This is a genomic window from Duganella paludis (genome assembly GCF_054461335.1).
The window spans coordinates 2,506,536-2,526,301 of sequence record NZ_CM136922.1 but is presented as its reverse complement, the minus strand read 5'-3'; the positions used below and the strand labels follow the sequence as shown (position 1 = coordinate 2,526,301).

Annotated in this window: 18 protein-coding genes; 8 read left to right on the top strand and 10 right to left on the bottom strand. The window is 62.6% G+C overall.

Annotated elements, in window-relative coordinates; genetic code table 11:
- Positions 1 to 4 precede the first annotated feature (4 nt).
- The 4 genes from ACXZ1M_RS11440 to ACXZ1M_RS11425 all read left to right on the top strand — a co-directional run bounded on the left by ACXZ1M_RS11440 (position 5) and on the right by ACXZ1M_RS11425 (position 3,957).
- Complete coding sequence (locus ACXZ1M_RS11440) at positions 5 to 1,009, top strand: succinylglutamate desuccinylase (protein WP_459053283.1); 1,005 nt, start codon at positions 5 to 7, stop codon at positions 1,007 to 1,009.
- Between the two features lie 88 nt (positions 1,010 to 1,097).
- Positions 1,098 to 1,625, top strand: coding sequence for an EF-hand domain-containing protein (locus ACXZ1M_RS11435; protein ID WP_459053282.1), 528 nt, complete (start codon positions 1,098 to 1,100; stop codon positions 1,623 to 1,625).
- Positions 1,626 to 1,668: 43 nt separating this feature from the next.
- A complete protein-coding gene (locus ACXZ1M_RS11430; RefSeq protein WP_459053281.1) occupies positions 1,669 to 2,175 on the top strand; it encodes a DUF1993 domain-containing protein in 507 nt (168 codons plus the stop codon).
- Positions 2,176 to 2,496: 321 nt separating this feature from the next.
- Complete coding sequence (locus ACXZ1M_RS11425) at positions 2,497 to 3,957, top strand: APC family permease (protein WP_459053280.1); 1,461 nt, start codon at positions 2,497 to 2,499, stop codon at positions 3,955 to 3,957.
- Between the two features lie 204 nt (positions 3,958 to 4,161).
- Here ACXZ1M_RS11425 and ACXZ1M_RS11420 read toward each other — a convergent pair whose 3' ends face one another.
- On the bottom strand, positions 4,162 to 4,383 hold the full coding sequence (locus ACXZ1M_RS11420; RefSeq protein ID WP_459053279.1) for a hypothetical protein: 222 nt from the start codon (positions 4,381 to 4,383) through the stop codon (positions 4,162 to 4,164).
- A 225-nt stretch (positions 4,384 to 4,608) separates the two neighbouring features.
- On the opposite strand from ACXZ1M_RS11420, the gene ACXZ1M_RS11415 reads away from it, so the two are divergent.
- A complete protein-coding gene (locus ACXZ1M_RS11415; protein WP_459053278.1) occupies positions 4,609 to 5,913 on the top strand; it encodes a diguanylate cyclase in 1,305 nt (434 codons plus the stop codon).
- A 4-nt stretch (positions 5,914 to 5,917) separates the two neighbouring features.
- Here the strand turns inward: ACXZ1M_RS11415 and ACXZ1M_RS11410 are convergent, their stop codons facing one another.
- From ACXZ1M_RS11410 to ACXZ1M_RS11400, 3 genes are all read right to left on the bottom strand, one after another.
- A complete protein-coding gene (locus tag ACXZ1M_RS11410) occupies positions 5,918 to 6,835 on the bottom strand; it encodes an EamA family transporter (protein ID WP_459053277.1) in 918 nt (305 codons plus the stop codon).
- A 19-nt stretch (positions 6,836 to 6,854) separates the two neighbouring features.
- Positions 6,855 to 9,017, bottom strand: coding sequence for an FUSC family protein (locus ACXZ1M_RS11405; protein ID WP_459053276.1), 2,163 nt, complete (start codon positions 9,015 to 9,017; stop codon positions 6,855 to 6,857).
- 75 nt (positions 9,018 to 9,092) lie between these two features.
- Entirely contained in the window at positions 9,093 to 10,781 is a 1,689-nt protein-coding gene (locus tag ACXZ1M_RS11400; protein ID WP_459053275.1) for a M14 family zinc carboxypeptidase, read from the bottom strand.
- A 173-nt stretch (positions 10,782 to 10,954) separates the two neighbouring features.
- On the opposite strand from ACXZ1M_RS11400, the gene ACXZ1M_RS11395 reads away from it, so the two are divergent.
- Positions 10,955 to 11,695, top strand: a complete 741-nt coding sequence (locus ACXZ1M_RS11395; RefSeq protein ID WP_459053274.1) for a hypothetical protein — start codon at positions 10,955 to 10,957, stop codon at positions 11,693 to 11,695.
- Here ACXZ1M_RS11395 and ACXZ1M_RS11390 read toward each other — a convergent pair whose 3' ends face one another.
- The 6 genes from ACXZ1M_RS11390 to purB all read right to left on the bottom strand — a co-directional run bounded on the left by ACXZ1M_RS11390 (position 11,696) and on the right by purB (position 17,892).
- A complete protein-coding gene (locus ACXZ1M_RS11390; RefSeq protein ID WP_459053273.1) occupies positions 11,696 to 12,262 on the bottom strand; it encodes an NADPH-dependent FMN reductase in 567 nt (188 codons plus the stop codon).
- A gap of 104 nt (positions 12,263 to 12,366) precedes the next feature.
- The gene (locus ACXZ1M_RS11385; protein ID WP_459053272.1) at positions 12,367 to 14,520 is read right to left on the bottom strand and encodes a S46 family peptidase; all 2,154 of its coding nucleotides are present in this window, start codon (positions 14,518 to 14,520) and stop codon (positions 12,367 to 12,369) included.
- A 151-nt stretch (positions 14,521 to 14,671) separates the two neighbouring features.
- Entirely contained in the window at positions 14,672 to 15,238 is a 567-nt protein-coding gene (locus ACXZ1M_RS11380) for a YceI family protein (RefSeq protein ID WP_459053271.1), read from the bottom strand.
- 41 nt (positions 15,239 to 15,279) lie between these two features.
- Entirely contained in the window at positions 15,280 to 15,831 is a 552-nt protein-coding gene (locus tag ACXZ1M_RS11375; RefSeq protein ID WP_459053270.1) for a YceI family protein, read from the bottom strand.
- Between the two features lie 21 nt (positions 15,832 to 15,852).
- Positions 15,853 to 16,380, bottom strand: a complete 528-nt coding sequence (locus ACXZ1M_RS11370) for a cytochrome b (RefSeq protein ID WP_459053269.1) — start codon at positions 16,378 to 16,380, stop codon at positions 15,853 to 15,855.
- 135 nt (positions 16,381 to 16,515) lie between these two features.
- Positions 16,516 to 17,892, bottom strand: coding sequence for an adenylosuccinate lyase (gene purB, locus ACXZ1M_RS11365; protein ID WP_459053268.1), 1,377 nt, complete (start codon positions 17,890 to 17,892; stop codon positions 16,516 to 16,518).
- Between the two features lie 115 nt (positions 17,893 to 18,007).
- Between purB and ACXZ1M_RS11360 the strand changes: the two genes are divergently transcribed.
- Together ACXZ1M_RS11360 and ACXZ1M_RS11355 are read left to right on the top strand one after the other, a co-directional pair.
- Positions 18,008 to 18,616 (top strand): glutathione S-transferase family protein, encoded by a 609-nt coding sequence (locus ACXZ1M_RS11360; RefSeq protein ID WP_459053267.1) that lies wholly within the window; start codon positions 18,008 to 18,010, stop codon positions 18,614 to 18,616.
- A 17-nt stretch (positions 18,617 to 18,633) separates the two neighbouring features.
- A complete protein-coding gene (locus tag ACXZ1M_RS11355; protein WP_459053266.1) occupies positions 18,634 to 19,668 on the top strand; it encodes a LacI family DNA-binding transcriptional regulator in 1,035 nt (344 codons plus the stop codon).
- Positions 19,669 to 19,766 lie beyond the last annotated feature (98 nt).

Below are 19,766 nucleotides of genomic sequence, written 5' to 3'. Positions count from 1 at the left end.
CACGATGAGCGATTTGCCAGCAGCATTGCCGGCGCCCGTAAGGGCGCTGGCGGAAGCGGACTTCAGCGCGGTCGCCGGGCGCTTCACGGCGGCCGGTTTCGCGGTCACCGAGCCGGCGGACGGAATCATCACGATCAAGGCCGCCAGCGAAGCGGCAAGCGCGGCGCGCCCTGCGGTGCTGGTCTCGGTCGGCGTGCATGGCGACGAGACGGGACCGATTGAAGTCGTGGCCTATCTGCTGGACGCCTTGTCGCATCAGCCGTCCGCGCTGGCGGTGGACCTGATGCTCTGCGTCGGCAACATCGGCGCCATCCGCGCTGGCAAGCGCTTCATCGATGCAGACTTGAACCGCATGTTCCGCGCCCAGCGCGGCACGCTGGAAGGCACGGCGGAAGCTGCGCGTGCCGATGACATGATCGCCGCCACCAGCGCGTTCTTCAAAGACGCAGGTCCGGTGCGCTGGCATCTCGATTTGCACACGGCCATCCGGCCATCGGTGTATCCAACCTTCGCCATCGTGCCCGAGCTGATTCCCGACGCGGCGCGCGGTCAGTTGATCGATTGGCTGGGCCTTGCCGGCATTGGCGCCATCATCATGAATCCGGCGTCGGTGGGCACCTACAGCTACTACTCGGCCGAGCATCATGGGGCGGCCGGCACCACCATCGAATTGGGCCGCATCGGCACACTGGGTCAGAACGATCTGGCGCAGTTCAAGGACGCCTCGCAGGCGCTGGATGATCTGCTGCGTGGAGCGCCCAAGCGCGAGGGCACGCAGCGGCCGCACATCTACAACACCGCACGCCAGATAATCAAGTTGAGCGACCAGTTCCAGATGGCCTTCGGCAAAGAGACGCACAACTTCACCGCCATGAAACAAGGTGAAGAGATCGCGCGCGATGGCGATACGGTTTATATGGTGCAGTTCCCGGAGGAGCTGGTGGTGTTCCCCAATCCCGACGTGCGTGTGGGCCTGCGCGCGGGCTTGATGGTGGTGCGTGTCGGTTGATCTTTACCGGTCTTTACACATCGGTGGCTCATCTATGCGTGAAATGGTTCGTTAACAGGACAGTGTCCTTAACAACGGAGTAAGAACCATGAGCACAGCAATCAGCAGCATTTCCAGCAGTAGCGCAGCCAGCGCTACTTCCTTCGACCCGGCAAAAGGCGCAGCGCGCCTGGCGGCCAAGGTATTCGGCGAGATGGACGCCGACACCGACGGCAAGGTGAGTAAAGACGAATTCGTCAAAGGCCTGGAGTCCAAAGGCGTGTCGACGGAAGACGCCACCAAGCAGTACGCCGCCATCGACAAGGAAGGCACCGGCTCGATCACGCAGGACGACCTGACCTCCGCCATCAAAAGCGGCGACTTCAAACCACCACGCCCACAAGGCGCCGAAGGCCAGCAAGCCAGCGGCGGTGCAAAGGGCGGCGGAGGTGGCGGCGGTAGCGTCAGCGGCTCCAGCAGCGCCACCAAAACCTACGAAGCCGCCGACAAGAACGAAGACGGCACCGTCACCCAGCAAGAACAACTAGTCTACGACCTGGCCCAAGCCAACAAAGCCGCCGCCAGCGCCACCACAAGCAACGCCAACCTCGGCAACAACGTCGACGCCATGGCCTGAACGCTTGCGCTACACTGAGGTTTTCTGCGACTGGGAGATGGTGATGGCGCTTTCGATGTATGAGGTGACGGTGCCCGTGTTTGTGCGGGGCTTGAAGGTGTTGGCGGATTTGCTGACGAAGGCGGAGGAGCATGTCGAGCAGCGGGGCTCGGTGCCCGATGCCATGATTTCGGCGCGGCTGGCCGACGATATGTTGCCGCTGTCGGCGCAAGTCCAGCGCGCCAGCGATACGTCCAAGATGTCGGTGGAGCGCCTCAGCGGCGTGCCGGCGCCCAAGTTCGAAGATAACGAAACCTCGTTCGACCAGCTGCGCCAGCGCATCGACAACACCATCGCCTATCTGGAAAGCGTGCCCGCCGGGCAGTTCGACGGCAGCGAGCAGCGCACCATCACGCTCAACTTCGGCGGCTTCCCGGATTTCACCGGCGCCAGCTACCTGCTGACGTTTGCGCTACCCAACTTCTACTTCCACGTCGCCACCGCGCACGACATCCTGCGCAACCAGGGCGTGCCGGTCGGCAAGCGCGATTACTTGGGGACGTTTGCTTAAGAACGAACGATCAGGGCAGTCAGGGTCAGAGCCAGGCCGACCAGCACCATGGCGGCGCCGGTGACGGCGGCCGGATGGAAACGGCGGGATACGGTCGGGATTTTTTTGATCGGCATGGCTGGCTCCTTCTTGGCTCTTAGTAACAGTTGGCTCAAGAGTAACCTGCACCCTGTTTGCAATCTAGACATGCCGCTGTATCAAAAGTAAGCACATGTAACGGGGTTGTATTTCTGGCACAAAATACCTGTAGGGGCCGCACGCCGGAAAGCCCTATAATCGCTGTGTTTTTGCCCGTACATATATCTCCCACAAGGATTGCCTGTGAACCAAACGCTGGTCCAGAAACTGACCCGTACCAAGCTGGTCGATAACAAAAAAGAAGAACACGCTCCAAGCAGCAGCAATACCCTGCACCGCTCTGTAGGCTTGTTTCCCCTGACGATGATCGGCGTCGGCGCCACCATCGGCACCGGCATCTTCTTCACCATGGTGGAGGCCGTGCCAAAAGCCGGCCCTTCCGTGATCCTGTCCTTCCTGATCGCCGCCATCACCGCCGGCCTGACCGCGCTGTGCTACGCCGAACTGTCGTTCCGCATTCCCGCCTCCGGCTCCTCGTATTCGTTCGCGTATGCGACGGTGGGCGAGTTCCTGGCCTTCATCATGGCCGCCTGTTTGTTGCTGGAATATGGACTCGCGGCCAGCGCGGTGGCGATCGGCTGGTCGGACTACCTGAACAACTTCCTCAACAACGCCTTCGGCTGGCACATCCCGGAAATGCTGCGCACGCCGAGCATCGTCTCCACCGCGCACGGCATCGAATTCCGGCCGGGCCACATCAACCTGCCGCCGATCATCCTGGTGTGCCTGTGCTGCCTGCTGCTGATCCGCGGCGCCAAGGAATCGGCCACCACCAACGCCGTCATGGTGCTGATCAAGCTGGCGATCCTGATCTTCTTCGTGGTGATCGCCTTCAGCGGCTTTGACATCAACAACTTCCACCCGTTCTTCAGCCCGGACGGCGGCACCCACTACACCGGCATGGCCGGCGTGACGGCCGCTGCGGCCACCGTGTTTTTCTCCTTCATTGGCCTGGACACCGTGGCCACCGCTGGCGAGGAAGTCCGCAATCCCACCCGCAACGTACCGATCGGCATTCTGGCCGCGCTGGGCATCGTCACCGTGTTCTACATGCTGGTGGCGGTGGCCGCCATGGGCGCGCAGCCGGCGGCCAAGTTCGCCGGGCAGGAAGCCGGCTTGGCCGTGATCCTGCAAAACGTTACCGGCCAGACCTGGCCGGCGCTGGTGCTGGCGGCGGGCGCCGTGATCTCGGTATTCAGCGTGACGCTGGTCACCATCTACGGCCAGACCCGCATCCTGTACGCGATCTCCAAGGACGGCCTGATTTCGCCGGCCTTCAAGAAGGTCAGCCCGCGCACCGGTTCGCCGGTGCACAACACGCTGATCGTCTGCGTGGTGGTGGGCCTGGTGTCCGGCTTTGTCGACGCCACCTTCCTGTGGGACATGGTCAGCATGGGTACGCTGACGGCGTTCAGCGTGGTGTCGCTGGCGGTGCCGGTGATGCGCCGCAAGGTGGGGGCTTCGACAGAAAAAGGTTTCCGCGTGCCGGGCGGTCCTTACCTGGTGCCGGGCCTGAGCATCGCGGCCTGTCTGTACCTGATGTTCGGTTTGTCGCTGACGACCTACACCGTGTTTGCGATCTGGATGACGGCGGCGGTGCTGACTTACTTCCTGTATGGCATGCGTCACTCGCGCCTGAACTAAGGCTGCGAACGTTAAAAAGCCCCGGCCGCTTACGCGTGCCGGGGCTTTTTTCAATTCTGCGCAGTAGCTTGAGAGCTTACTCTTCTGCTTTGGCTTCTGGCTTGCCGCCGAGGTACAGGCGCAGCACCAGGCCGGACAGGGCGATTGCAGCAGGCAGGTTTTCGATAATGGTCAGCATGGTATTTCTCCTTGGATTTGAATGAATTAGCCGCGGGAAGCGAAGTAGCGGAGTTCGGCGGACAGGCTCGGCGAGTGCATTTCGCAGTCGTTCGCCAAGCTATTCAGCCACCAGATGGTTTCTTCTTTGTTGCGCTGCGATACAACCGGCTGGACAGCGAACAGTGCGGCCATCAACTGGCGGGCGGCGTTGGCAATATTGGCGAAGTAGCCAGTGTCAGCAAAGGTGGTGTAGGTCGTTGCGCTCATCAGAAGCTCCATAAATGTTCGTTTGATGCGTTGCAGTATGCGCCTGCTTCAGTAATAAATAAACTTTAGATTTATGATGCGCGATATAAGTTTTCGATATAACTCTACATTTTCCCTATGAGAAACCATTGCTACACGGCAGTAAAATGGCACTGATATTTTTCTTGGTGAAACTACCTTCAGGTATCATTACTGTCCATTTAGCAATAATTTGACGGAGTCGGGATGTCCTTGCGCACGAAATTGATGCTGGCGTTGTTGTTGACCGGACTGGCGGCGGTGGCGATGGTGGGCGGCCTGGCCTACGTCGGCATGACCAAGAAAGTGGACAGCATCCGGCGCGAGCAGGCGGCCGAGCATTTCCACACCGCCGTCAGCACCTATGTGCAGCAGTACGGCAGCTGGGAGCAAAGTCCGGGCAAGCGCGGTTTCGACGAATTCATGCGCGCCAGCCAGCCGCCGCGCGGCGAGGAGCAGGGACCGCCGCCTCCTCGTCCTGAAGAAGGCGAGGGCGACCGCGAAGGCCGTCGTCCGCCAACCGGCCGTGGCGGCGAGCCGCCGTTCCGCTTCATCCTGGCCGATCATGATTTCCGCGTGCTGCTGGGCGCCGGCGTGTACCAACCGGGCGAGCCGTTGCCCGAGGCTGCGCGCAAGGATGCGCGGCCGGTGATGGTGGGCGGCAGCGTGGTCGCCTACGTGTCGCCGGAGGGCGTCATCACGCCGAGCAAGCAGGAACTGCAATACCTGGCGGCGATGCGCGATGCGCTATGGTTCGGCGTCAGCGGTGCGGCAGTGCTGGCGCTGGTCCTCGGCCTGCTGCTCGGCCGCAGCCTGGGCCGCACGCTGAGCCACCTGACCGGCGCCGTGCGCGCGATGCACGGTGGCTCGCTGTTGCAGCGCGTGCCGGTCGAGGGCAAGGATGAAGTGGCCGAACTGGCTGCCGCCTTCAACGACATGAGCGCCCAGTTGGCGCGCTCCCACGAGGAGCTGAGCGAGTCGCACCAGACCATCCTGGCGCAGGCCGAGCAGATGCGCGAGCTCAGTGTGCGCGACGCGCTGACCAAGCTACACAACCGCCGCCACTTCGACGAGCAGGCCACCACGCTGTTCAGCCACGCGGTGCGCCACAAGCGTCCGTTGAGCGTGGTGATCGGTGATATCGATTTCTTCAAGCGCATCAACGACCAGTTCTCGCACGCGACCGGCGATGTCGTGTTGCGCCAGGTCGGCGAGATCCTGCGCAGCCATATGCGCTTGAGCGATCTGGTGGCCCGCTATGGCGGCGAGGAATTCGTCATCGCCTTCCCGGAGACCGAACTACCGCAGGCAGCCGCCTTGTGCGACAAGCTGCGCGGCATCATCGAATCCTTCCCATGGCACCAGGTGCATCCGGACCTGAAGGTGACGATGAGCATGGGCGTGTACGCCGACCTGGCAGCCGGCACGGCGGAAGCGATGCTGCAGAAGGCCGACGCACTACTGTACCGGGCCAAGGAGACGGGCCGCAACCGCGTCTGCTTCGCTGCTTGATTGATTATTTGCGGCGGTCCAGCCAGCGGCCACCGAACATGGTGCAGATCAGCGCCGCCACAATCAGCGCGGTGCCCGCCCACTGCCACACGGAGATGACATCGCCCAACGCCAGCATGCCGGAAGCGATGCCGATCACCGGCACGCCAAGGCTGAACGGCGCCACGCGATTGACCGGATGGCGCTTCAGAAGCCGCGTCCACATCGCATAGCCGATGATGGTGGACATCCAGCCGACATAGGCCACCGCGATCCAGGTGGTGAACGGCGCATCGACCCACTGCCAGCGCGTAGCCGGATCATCGAAGGTCAGCGACAGCAGGACGAACGGCACAATCGGCACGGCGCCGCACCACACGATGAAGCTGATGACTTCGAAGTCCGGCGTCTCCTTCTGCGCGCGGCGTACCACGATATTCGACACGGCCCACATGGCGGCGCCGGCCAGACACAGTACAAAACCGGCCGGCGTGATCTCGGTGGTGGTGACCGCGCGCAGCGAGCTCGCGGCAAAGCAGAGTAGTCCCAGCGCCGCCAGCAGCAGCCCCGCCATCAGCGCGCGGCTGGTGTGCTCCTTCAGTAGCAGGAAGCCGAAGATGGCGGTGAAGAACACCTGCGTCTGCAAAATCACCGACGCCAGCGAAGCCGACATGCCAACCTGCAGCGACAGGAACAGCAGCCCGAACTGCCCCACGCCCTGGCTGAGTCCATACGCGATGACCCACTTCGGCGCCAGCTTCGGCGGACGGATGAAGATAATCAGCGGCAGGATGGCGAACACGTAGCGCGCGGCGCCAAGCTGGAACGGCGTGAGGTTGCGCAGGCCTACTTTCATGGCGACGAAGTTGGTGCCCCAGATGAGGACCACCACCAGGGCCGAAAGCAGGTCGCGGGTGCTGAGTTGAGAGGACGATGAGTTCATCGCCCCATAGTATCAGTCCTTAGCTGACATCGCGCAGGATCGCTTCGCTGTGGATGATGATTTTGACGGCATCCGCTTGCAGCAGGCGGATGCGGCGCTGGACCAGCGGCCAGCCGGACCATGGCACGGCGTTGGTGTCCGGCGTTGGCGATGACAGCGGCGAGAGGGGCTTCATCAGCGGCTCAGCGTCGGCCTGGCTCGGCGCCAGCGCACGTTCCAGCACGGCCACCACCTGGTCGTGGCTTTCGGCCAGCATGGCGTTCACCGGGGCCGCCGGCAGTTCTTTCACATGCCGGCGCAGGATGGCGCGCAGCGCCGCCACGTGCGCCACCAGCAGGTAGTTCTGCACGATGAACAGGTTGATGTCCTCCACCGCGCGCTGCTTGCTGGACGGCTCGTCGAGCATGCGCACCAGCGCGGAGCTGAGCGCGGCCAGGCTGTCCATCAGCCGCTTGCGCTCGATGCGGTAGGCGAAATCGTCCTTGCCTTTGCCCTGCAGCAGATCGAAGCTGGCCTGCATGTAGCGCAGGTTCACATCGAGCACGTTGCGCACCAGGCGCGGCAGGCTTTGATATTCCCAGTTCGCCAGCACGAAGCTGAACGCCGTCGCCACGGCCGCGCCGATGAAGGTGTCCACTAAGCGTTCCATGATGAGGTCATGATTGCCGGGGGCGATCAGGTGCATCTGCAGCAGGATCATGATCGATACCGCGATGGCCGCGTAGCGGTAGCGCAGGTAGATGAAGGTGGGCGTGGCCACCGTCGCCAGCACCAGGATGCCCAGGATCGCCGCCGGATGATTGAGGAACTTGATGATCAGCGCCGTGATCACGCAGCCGATGATGGTGCCGATGATGCGGTCGCTGCGACGCTGCTTGGTCATGCTGAAGCTGGGCTTCAGGATAATCACGATGGTCAGCACGATCCAGTAGCTGTGCGCCGCATACGGCAGCATGGCCGCCACCGCCAGGCCGACCGAAATCGCCATCGCCACCCGTAGCGAGAAGCGGAAGATCGGCGAGTCCCAGCGCAGGTGCGAGAGGATCATGCGCAGCTCGTACTTCTGCTGCGACAGGAAGGGACCCATGTCGGCGTCGGCCCAGAACGGCGTGGTGTCGTAGGCCTTCTGGCTGGCCTGGTGCAGTTCGCCGATCATCTTGATGATGGCGCGGATCTTGTTGCGCTGCGCGCGCAGCACGGCCAGCGCTTCCTGCTGCGGCTTGCCATCGTCGATGCGCTCCTGCAGCGCGGCCAATTCGGCTTCGATGGCGTCCAGCTCCGGCTCATAGCTGATCTCGGGGAAGGAGGACTTCTTGCGCGTGACGTCGTAGGCCACCGATTCGATATCGCGCGCGGCCTTGTAGGCCAAATCGTGCAGCGTGCGCAGCACCGGCGAATCGACCAGGTGGGTGCGCAGCAGGGCGTAGTCGGTGTGGGTGGACAGGATCAGTTCATACAGGTCCAGCATGCAGACGTGCACCTGCACCACGATGGCGTCCTTGACGTTGTTGTGGGCGCGCAGGATCAGGTCGCGCGATGCTTGCTGGCGGTCCGCCAGCAGGCTTTGATGGCGGATCAGTTTATTGAATTGTTCGGTGAGGTTGTAGCGCGTGTCGTAGAAGTCGGCCTTGATGTCGATGTAGGCCGCCAGTTCGAATAGCGCTTCGGCCAGCACCTGCTGCTTGATGCGGTGGCGCAGTATCCACGACACGCCCATGGCATACGCCAGATAGGCCACCGCACCCAGCGTGAACAGGCCGGTGTGGATGAAGGATTCGCGCGCCGTCATCGAGTGTTCCATCGACATGGTCATGATGAACAGCGTGGCCAGTTGCAGCGGCATGGACTTGCGGCCGTAGACCACCATCATGCAGGCGGCAAAGCTGATCAGCACCAGCATCGTCATCAGCAGCCAGTGGTAGGGCGCACACAGGCTGATGAGCAGCGTCACGGCGCTACACAGCAGCACCGAGGCGCTCATCTCGTTGAACTTGTGGCGCAGTGGGCTGGGCATGTCCATCAGCGCCGTGCACAGCGCGCCGATGCACACCGTCATGGCGGTCGTCATGCCGGCGAATTGCAGCGTAATCAGGGTGACGCCGACCAGGCCCGCGGCAAAGCGCAGTCCAAGATAAAAATAATGGCTGTAGAAGAAGGTGCGCAGGTTGAGTGCGTAGTGCATGGCTATGGCCTTGTGGGCAGCTTGCATGCGCACCGCAGGATCGCCACGGTGCGCATGGAGGTAACGCGGTGTTATTTAGAAGACGGACAGCACGGGGTAGCGGCGCCATTCCGGCTCGGCGTGGCGCTTGCCGTTGGCGAAGATGAAGCCCAGCACCGCGTCCTGGTCCGACAGCAGGGCCGGATTGGCGGCCTTCCACGCTTCGAATTTCGCTTTCAGTTCAGGCTCGGTTTCCAGCATTTCCATGGCCAGGTCTTCGAACACGTAGTCCGAGAACGCTTCCTTCTTTTCCAGCACGCTGTTGAAGAAGCCCCAGCGGAAGAAGGAGTCGTGGCCCAGCGGTTCCAGGGTTTCGACGGCGTAGCGGGCGTTGGCCTGCTTGAGCGGGATGAAGTAGTCGCCCGGCTGCACGGTGAAGCTGCCGGTGCGTGCTTCCAGCTGCACGTCGTCGTGGTACATATGGCCTTCGTAGGCGTTCGGGCGCGAGGTCACGGCGGCGATGTGGTAGTACTGCGCTTCCACCGTCGAGACTTCGTCGAAGCGGGCCATGTCGACGCCGTTCCATTGCAGGCGCTCGATGGCTTCGCGCCAGGCTTGCGGCACGATGTAGCCTTTCGGCGCGCACACGGTGGCCGACGGCACGAAGCTGTTGTAGTAGGCGATGTCCTTTTCCCACGGCTTGCTGCGGTCGTAGGACAGGCGCTGGTAATCGCCCAGCAGGCTGGCGCTGCGCTGGGCTTCGTAGCCTTTGAAGCGGAAGGTCGACGGGCTCGTTTCGTCCATCTTCCAGTTGACGGTCCACTCGGTGGCGTTGGCCGCCTGCTCTTTGGCGTCGGCGCGCAGCTGCTTGATCTGCTCACCGTATTGCACGGTGAAGGCCATGGTCACGTCCAGCAGGGCGCGCATGGAATCGTAGCGGTCCTTGTAAGGCTTGAGCATATGCGTTTCCGGCATGAAGCCGATCACGTGGTGCAGGGCGGCGAAGCCGGTCGAGAAGCGCGGTACTTCGAGGAATTCGGCGATGCCGTCGTCCGGCGTGTCTTTCACCGGATTGACGTAAGGGCAGGTCGGCCAGCCCTTGGCTTCCATCTCTTTGTAGATGTGCGGCAGCATGGTCGAACGCAGGAAGGGACCGAGGCCGTAGCCCAGCTTGTCCGCCTGCGTGTGGATCAGGGTCATGGTGTACGGGTAGTCGGCGCCGTTGGAAGTGTGGGTGTCGACCATCACGTCCGGGTCCCAGCTGGTGAGCAGCTGGTTGAAGATGCGCGCGTTGAGCGTATCGCATTTGACGAAGTCGCGGTTCAGGTCGAGGTGGCGGCTGTTGCCGCGGAAGCCGAACTGCTCCGGACCGTCCTGGTTCACGCGCGAGGTGTTGGCGCGGTTCAGCGCACCGTCCACGTTATACAGCGGCACGAACAGCAGCACGGTGTCGCCCAGCGCCGCCAGCTTGGCCGGATCGAAGCACAGGTCGCGCACGATGGCCATGCAGGTGTCCACGCCTTCGGGTTCGCCGGGGTGGATGCCGTTGTTGTTGAAGAAAACGGTGCGGCCTGCGGCCTTGATCTCGTTGCGGTCATGGACGCCGTCGGCGCTGACCACGCCCGCGTGCACCGGAATGCCGCCGTCGGACACGCCTATCTGTTCAAACCGCAGCACTTGCGGAAAGCGTTGCGCCAGTTCTTCGTAGAAGGCGATGCATTCGCTCCATGTGGTGGTCTGGTTTTGATTGCCTTTTTCATAAGGCGTAGGCATGTCTGGGTGCATGGTCGTCTGGATCTCAGAGGGTGTTGTTGGGAGGTCGGGCTGGATAAGCCCGCCGAATTGTATCATCGTGCCCGTTTTTTGAGCGCCGGCAGGTGGAGCATTGAGTTGCTTCAAGGAAAAGACTTGCCGATGATGTTCTACTGGCCTGGTGTCTACTTTGCCGGGAGAACAGCATGAATTATGGCGTGCGGACGGTTGCGGTGGTGGTCTTGCTGGCGCTGGCGTGCAAATGGGGCGTGGCGCAGATCGGGCCGCGCTATGTGCTGGAGCTGCCCGGCCAGGCCGGCGCTAAGGTGGGCATGGCGCAGGGAAGCGTGCAGCTGGCCGGCGCTGGCTTGGCGCTGATCCGCTTTCAGGGCCTGAGCATCCTGGCGGTGGAGGCCGACAGCGAGGCCTACGCCGAGCAGGCGGTGCGCGACTGGCCGGCGGCCGACCTGCTGCTGGTGCTGCCGGCCGGCGCCGGGCGTTACGGCGGGCTGGCGCCATTGCGGGCGCTGCGCGGCGATGTGCCGGTGATTGTCGCCGAAGGAGCGGAGGTGGCCGGCGCCGGCGGCGCGGCGGGCCTTGCGGACGGCGTGCCGCAGCTGTATCCGATGCAGGTGTGGAATACGCTGGACTTGCGCAAGCAGAACACGCGCCTACGGGTGACGGCCATGGCGGGCGCACCGGGCACGCGCGGCGTGGCGGGCTTCATGCTGGAGGTGGGCAACAGCCGCGCTTCTTATCGCGTGTATGTCGGATGTATGGAGGATGAAACCGGCACGCTGGCGCAGCGCCTGCCGGGTGCGGACCTGGCGCTGCTGCCGGCGCGCGGTGCGCCGTTGCTGCTGGCGCTTAATCGCGGAGCACCGGGCAAAGGAGAACCGGCCGCATTGACGGCGGCCGGTTATGCATTCACGGCGCTGCGGCGTTGATTACTTCTTGGCGGTGGTCTCGACCCAGGTGGCGTAGGTGTCGATGAACTTCTTCAGGAACTGCTTGGTGCCGTCGTTGTTGAGTTTGCCGTCCGCCCCGAGCAGGTTGGCGGCGCCGCCGATATAGGCTTCCGGCTGCTGCAGCAACGGCATGTCGAGGAACACCAGCGACTGGCGCAGGTGGTGGTTGGCGCCGAACGCGCCGGTGGCGCCAGGCGACACGCTGACGATGCCGGCCGGCTTGCCGCTCCACACGCTGCTGCCGTAGGGACGCGAACCGACGTCCAGCGCATTCTTCAGCGCGGCCGGGGTCGAGCGGTTGTATTCGGGCGTGAAGAACAGCACGCCGTCGTATTCCTTGATGCGGTCGCGGAACTGCGTCCATGCCTGCGGCGCCACGGCGCCGTTCTCTTCCAGGTCCTGGTTATAGATCGCCAGCTCGCCGATTTCAATGATGTCCAGCGCTAGCGAAGGCGGCGCCAGCGCAATGACTTCGTGGGCGAATTTGCGGTTGATCGAATCCTTGCGCAAGCTGCCGATGACTACGGCGATTTTCTTCGCGGGCATGACATCTCCTGATGGTTGGTGAGCGGAAGCATTAATGTAACCGATCCAAAGAAAAAGCCACGCCGCATTACTGGGGCGTGGCTTCTATTCTGAGGGCGGGACGCTTATTCGGCGTTCATTTCCTTCAGCAGGTTGTTGGCGTGGTCGACGTGTTTCATGTTCCACAGGATGTAGCGCAGGTCGACCTGGATGTCGCGGGTCATGGCCTTGTTGAAGTCCCAGTCGGAAATGATGGAGTCCAGCGTGCCGTCGAAGGCCAGGCCGATCCACTCGCCCTTGGCGTTCAGCGCGGCCGAACCGGAGTTGCCGCCGGTGATGTCCAGCGTGGCCAGGTAGGCCACCGGCACCGACTTCAGCACAGGGTCGACATACTTGCCGAAGTCCTTGTCCTTGATGGCTTTCAGCTGCGCGGCAGGGGCGTTGAATTCGCCGGTGCCGGTGGCCTTGGCTGCGACGCCGGCCACGGTGGTGAAGGCGTTCCAGTTGCTGCCGTCCGAACCCGGCACGCGGCCGGCGATCTTGCCGAAGGTTACGCGCAGGGTGCTGTTGGCGTCAGGGTAGACCGCCTGGCCCTTGCTGTGCATGTAGGCGATCTTGGCCTTCATGTAGGTGGCGTAAGCCTGTTGCAGCTTGCCGCCCAACTCCTCGTCCTTGGCTTCGGTCGCCATGTCCGATTCGTACAGCGCCACGGCAGCCTTGATCAGGCTGTCGTCGCTGGCCTTGAAGTCGGCCGGCTTGCGATCCAGCCAGGCCTTGCGCTCGTTGGCGTCGCCCAGCTTGGTGCCGGCGTACAGCTTGTCCAGCGCCGCCTGCAGTTCGGCCTTGCTCATGCCGTCCTTGATGCCGACCACGCTGTCGAAACCGGCGTAGCGTTGCGCCGCCGGTTGCGCGGCGTACTTGACCAGGCTGTTCAGCACCAGCGCCTTGTCGACCTTTTCATCGTAGTTGCGGACCAGTGCATCGACCGACGCCTTGATGCGCGGCACATCGCGCACCTGGTAGCCGGACTTGCGCTCGACGTCGTCCTTGGTGTTTTCATTGGCCAGGCGGTACAGCACGCGCGCCGTGTTCAGCAGGCGTGGACGCGCTGGTGCGAACAGGGTGTCGCGCTGGATTTCGGCGTCGCGCAGAGCGATCAGCTTTTCCACCTGCTCGACGTCGCCGGCGTATTCGGCCTTGCGCTTGGCGTCGGCGTTGATCCAGGTCTTCAGCGCTTCGTGCTCGGCGGTTTTACGCTTGAGCATGTCGCTGCCGGCGTAGGAATCCAGCATGCCCTGGCGGTTCTTGTAGTAGTTGTTGATGCTGGCCACCTGCGACGCGTACTTCAGCGCGGTGTCCTTGTTGTCCTTGGTGGTCTCGGCGATGATGGCCAGGTTTTCCGCCGACGACTTCACGAACGTTGGATAGCTCCAGTCGAAGGTGTACGCCACTTCCGACGGCAGGCGGTGACGGTTGGTGCGGCCAGGGTAGCCCAGCACCATCACGAAGTCGCCTTCCTTGCTGCCTTCCTTCGCCAGTTTCAGGAAGTGCTGCGGCAGGTAAGGCACGTTGTCCTTGCTGTAGTCGGCGGCCTTGCCGTCCTTGCTGACGTAGGCGCGGTAGAAACCGTAGTCGCCGGTGTGGCGCGGCCACATCCAGTTGTCGGTGTCGCCGCCGAACTTGCCCACGCCTTCAGGTGGCGCGTGCACCAGGCGCACGTCGCGGATTTCCAGTTGCTTGATCAGGTAATACTCCAGGCCGCCGTAGTAGGACGACACCGTGCAACGGTGACCGGCGTCTTTTTCGCACTCGGTCTGCAGGGCCTTCTGGTTCTTCTCGATCGCATCGCTGCGCTGCTTGCCGTTGAGCTTGGCCACGGCCGGGGTGACGACCTGCTTGCTGACGTCGGTCACGGCCTTGGTCACGAAGATGCGGCTGCCAGGGGCGGCCGGCAGTTCTTCGCCCAGGGTGCGCGCCAGGAAGCCGTTGGCCAGCAGATCGCGTTCCGGCGTCGAGTTGTGGGCGACGCTGCCGTAGACGCAATGGTGGTTGGTGGCAACCAGGCCCTGCGGCGACACGAAGGAGGCCGAGCAACCGCCCAGGCTGACGATGGCGCCCATCGGGAACTCGGTCAGTTTGGTCAGGTTGGCGGGGTCCAGCTTGAGGCCGGCGGCTTTCAGTTGCTTGGCTACTTGTGGCAGCTGTTGCGGCATCCACATGCCTTCGTCGGCATAGGCTGCGTTGCTCAGGATGGCGAGCGCGATCAGGGATTTTTTCATTGTCTCTTCTACTGTGGTTGAACGGCGCTAGAAGTATAACAATAAAAAAAGGCAATTCCGGGGTCAGGTCCTCCATTGCTACACGAGCCCTGCCGTAGCGGTCGCTACGGCAGGGCTCGTGTAGCAATGGAGGACCTGACCCCGGAATTGTTTAGTCAGCCTTGATGGCTTCGATCTGGATCGCCAGTTTTACTTCCGGCGAGAAGTTCGGCAGGCCATAGTTGAGGCCGAAATCGCTGCGCTTGAATTCGGCCGAGGCGTCCGCGCCGCAGACTTCCTTCTTGTAGCGCGGATGCATGATGCACTTGAACTTGTCCACTTTCAGCGAGACCGGCTTGGTCACGCCCAGCAAGGTCAGCTCGCCTTCCACGCCGACCAGCTTGTCGCCGTCGAACTTGAACGATTTGCTGGTGTAGGTCACGGTCGGGAACTTGGCGACGTTGAACATCACGTCATCCTTGGCGTGCTTGTTCATGGCGTCGAGACCGAAGTCGATCGAGTCCGCCTCGATCTTGATATCCAGCGCGCCGGTCTTGGCCGCGCGATCCATCGTAACCGTGCCGCTGGTCTTGTTGAACTTGCCGCGCCATACCGAAATGCCCATGTGGTCGGCCTCGAAGCTCGGGAAGGTGTGCGTCGGGTCGATGTTGTAGGTAGCGGCGATGGACGAGCCGGCCGACATGGCCAACAGCGTTGCGATCACGATTTGTAATTTCATCTTCTGGTCTCTCTTTGTGGTCAGTGGTTTTATTATGCTGCTTACTGCGCTACTACGTGGAACTTGATGGCGACGTCGTCGGCAACCATGCTGGTGTCTTTCCATTCGCCTTCGCCGATATTGTAGGCCAGGCGCTTGATCGGCACCGCGCCGTCGAACACCTGGGTCTTGCCGTCGGCTTTCACGGTCAGCGGGAAGCTGACGTCGGTGGTCTTGCCCTTGATGGTGAGCTTGCCGGTGACGGTCAGCTTGCCGGCGCCGGCCGGCTTGATCGAGGTCGAGACGAAGGTGGCTTTCGGGAACTGGGCGGCGTTGAACCATTCCTTCTTGGTCACTTCCTTGTTGTACTCGGGATCGCCCAGGTCCATGCTGGCGGTTTCCACTTCCACCGTGGCTTTGGCGGCGTCCGGCTTGGCGGCGTCGTAGTCGATGGCGGCGGTGAATTTCTTGAACTTGGCGTCGATCGGCACGTTCATTTGCTTGAAGGTGGCGGTGACGGTGCTCTTGGCCGGATCGGTTTTCAGGGCGGCGGCGCTGGCGGCGAAGGCAACGCCGAGCAGGGAGACGAGGGCGATTTTTTTAACGGTATTCATGGTGGGCTCCAGTATGGGAAATTACAGCGGCAGCATGCGTTTCAGCGTGACGTCGCGGTCGATAAAGTGATGCTTGAGTGCGGCCAGGGCGTGGGCCACTACCGCTGCGGCCATCGTCATGGTCAGAACATAATGTACGGTTTTTAAAGTTGCCTTAAGTTCAGGATCCGGCGCGATCACGGCCGGCATCTGCCACAGGCCCAGGTACACCACCGGCACGCCGGCCGCATACGAGTACAGGTAGCCCGAGATCGGCACGGCGAAGATCAGGAAGTACAGCAGGACATGCATGCCTTCGGCGATCTTGTGCTGCCAGGCCGGGATCGACTGCAACGGCGGCGGCGGGCGGTTGGCCTTGCGCCACAGGATGCGGATCGCGGCCAGGAACAGCACCGTCACGCCCATCCACTTGTGCCAGGAGAAGTACTTGAGCTTGGTGGGCGAAAAGCCCGGAATCGCGACCATGGACAGGCCGAGGAAGAAAGTGGCGATGATGAGCAGGGCGACCAGCCAATGCAGCAACATCGCGATTTTGGTATAGCGTTGCATAAAACGGCTCCGGAGAAATAGTACGTGTTAGGACTAATATACCAAAGAAATCCAATGCGTGCTTGTCGAGGCGTAAAAAAGCCCCGGGGACGCAGGCGTCGCCGAGGCTAGTGTAAAGCAGATTGCTTTCCTACATCAGATGGCTTTTGCCAGAGCAGCGGCGATACCGATGTAATTGGCCGGGGTCATGGCCAGCATCAGGTCCTTGGCTTCCTGCGGCACGGCCAGGCCGTTGATGAACTCCTGCAGCGCCAGCTTGGAGATGCCCTTGCCGCGCGTCAGTTCCTTCAGCTGTTCGTACGGGTTCTCGATGCCGTAGCGGCGCATCACGGTTTGCACCGGCTCGGCCAGCACTTCCCAGTTGGCGTCCAGGTCGGCTTCCAGGCGGGCCGGGTTGACTTCCAGCTTGTTCAGGCCGCGCAGGCAGCTGTCGTAGGCCAGCAGGGTGTAGCCGAGGCCGACGCCGATGTTGCGCAGCACGGTCGAATCGGTCAGGTCGCGTTGCAGGCGCGAGACCGGCAGTTTTTCCGACAGGTGTTTCAGGATGGCGTTGGCCAGGCCCAGGTTGCCTTCCGAGTTTTCGAAGTCGATCGGGTTGACCTTGTGCGGCATGGTCGAGGAACCGATTTCGCCAGCCTTCAGCTTCTGCTTGAAGTAGCCCAGCGAGACGTAGCTCCAGATGTCGCGGTTCAGGTCCAGCAGGATGGTGTTGACGCGCGCGAAGGCGTCGAACAGCTCGGCCATGTAGTCGTGCGGTTCGATCTGGATGGTGTACGGATTGAACACCAGGCCCAGGCGCTGCTCGATCACAGCCTTCGAGAAAGCAGGCCAGTCGAACGATGGGTAGGCCGACAGGTGGGCGTTGTAGTTGCCGACCGCGCCGTTCATCTTGCCCAGGATTTCCACTTGCTCGATGCGCTTGATGGCGCGCTGCAGGCGGGCGACCACGTTGGCCATTTCCTTGCCCAGGGTGGTCGGGCTGGCGGTCTGGCCGTGGGTGCGCGACAGCATCGGCAGGTCGGCGTTGGCGTGGGCGATTTCGGTCAGGCGGGCGATCACTTTGTTCAGCGACGGCAGCATCACGGAGTCGCGCGCGGCCTTCAGCATCATGCCGTGCGAGGTGTTGTTGATGTCTTCCGAGGTGCAGGCGAAGTGGATGAACTCCGAGGCGGCCACCAGTTCCGGCACATCTTTGACTTGCTCTTTCAGCCAATACTCCACGGCCTTGACGTCGTGGTTGGTGACGGCTTCGATTTCCTTGATGCGGGCGGCATCCTGTTCGGTGAATTCGTTGGCGATCTTGTCCAGCAGGGCGGTGCCTGCGGCCGAGAACGGCTTGATTTCATCGAAACCTGCCAGCGACAGCGCCTGCAGCCAGGAGATTTCTACTTTGACGCGGTGGTGCATGAAGCCGGATTCGGACAGGATAGGACGCAGCAGATCGGTTTTACCGGCATAGCGGCCGTCCAGCGGCGACAGCGCCGACAGCGTGGAGTAAGGAGTAGTGGTCATGATGGGAGGAAGGAGTTGAAAGAGCGCAAAGCGTGATTTTACCATTGGCCGGGGGCTGGACCGCCGATGTTGCGCCGATGTTATACTCAAGCCTCCTTCCTTTCTGCCAGCGCCCATGAAACTGATCGGTTCCCTCGCCAGCCCGTATGTCCGCAAGGTCCGCGTCGTTCTCGCGGAAAAAAAGCTCGATTACCAGTTCGAACTGGAGAATGTGTGGGCGGCCGACACCACCATCAGCCAGCACAACCCGCTCGGCAAGGTGCCCAGCCTGATCATGGAAGACGGCACGGTGCTGATCGATTCGCGCGTCATGACCGAATACCTCGATACGCTGACGCCGGTGTGCAAGTTGTTGCCGCCGAACGGCCGCGACCGTGCCGACGTCAAGTGCTGGGAAGCGCTGGCCGACGGCATGCTCGATGCGGCCGTCAGCGTACGCCTGGAGCGCACCATGCGTCCCAAGGAATTGCAAAGCGAGGAGTGGATGGCGCGCCAGATGCGTAAGGTCGATCTGAGCTTGCAGGCGATGTCGCGCCAGCTGGGCGAGCAGGCGTATTGCGCCGGCACGCATTATTCGCTGGCCGATGTGGCGGTGGGCTGTGCGTTGGGCTGGCTGTCGTTCCGGTTCCCGGACATCGCCTGGCGCGATGACCATGCCAACCTGGCCAGGCTGTACGACAAACTGTCGGAACGGCCGTCGTTCAAGGACACGGTTCCCGCCTGAGGCCCCGCAGACTCACCATGCCTAAAACCCCGCCGCCCGAAGCTGAGAGCCGGCGCTTGCAGATGGCCGACATCGCGCGGCTGGCGGGCGTGTCCACGTCCACCGTCTCGCGCGCACTGGCCGGCAGCAAGCTGATCAGTGAAGAGACGCGCACCCGCGTGCTGGAGCTGGCGCGCTCGCTCAAGTACAACATCAACATCGGTGCGCAGAACCTGCGCATGAAGCAAAACCGCACGGTGGGGGTGGTGGTGCCCTACGACCCGGATACGCGCCAGCACTTGTCCGACCCGTTTTTCCTGTCCATGCTGGGTAGCCTGGCCGACGCGCTGACCGAGCAGGGCTTCGACATGCTGGTCTCGCGGGTGGACGCCAGCGAGCTGGACGCCGCCGCCGCGCCGTTCGACACCGGCCGCGTGATCGGCATCGTGCTGATCGGCCAATGGCGCCATCACGATCAACTGAACCAGCTGGCGGCGCGCCATGTGCCGATCGTGGTGTGGGGCGCGCAGCTGCCGCAACAGCTGTATTGCACCGTCGGCGGCGACAACCTGGCCGGCGGCAGGCTGGCCGGCGCCCACCTGATCGCGCAGGGCCGCGCCCGCATCGCCTTCTTCGGCGACATCAACCTGCCGGAAATCGGCCAGCGCTACGAGGGCCTGTGCCAGGCGCTGGCGCAGGCCGGCATGGCGGCCGATCCGGCCTTGCTGGTGCCCGCGTCCTTCGTGCCGGACGGCGGCCGCCTGGCGGTGGAGGAGCTGCTGCGCCGGGGCGCGGCCTTCGACGCCGTGTTCGCCGGCAGCGACCTGATGGCCATGACCGCCATCAACACCCTGCGCCAGCTCGGCATGGACGTGCCGGGCCGCGTGGCCGTGATCGGCTACGACGATATCGAGCTGTCCAGCTACTTCCACCCGCCGCTGACCACCGTGCAGCAACCGATACGGGAGGCCGGCCGCGCGCTGGTAGCCTCGTTGCTGGCGCTGACCGAGGGCCGCCCCGCGCCCTCGCTGCAACTGTTCACCCAACTGATCGTCCGCAACAGCTCTGTGTGATTTATGCAACCGATTGCACTTGGCTTTCATGCCATTGTGAAAAAGGCGTTTGCAAGTTTATGCAATCGATTGCATAATGCGTTCACCTGCTCAATAAA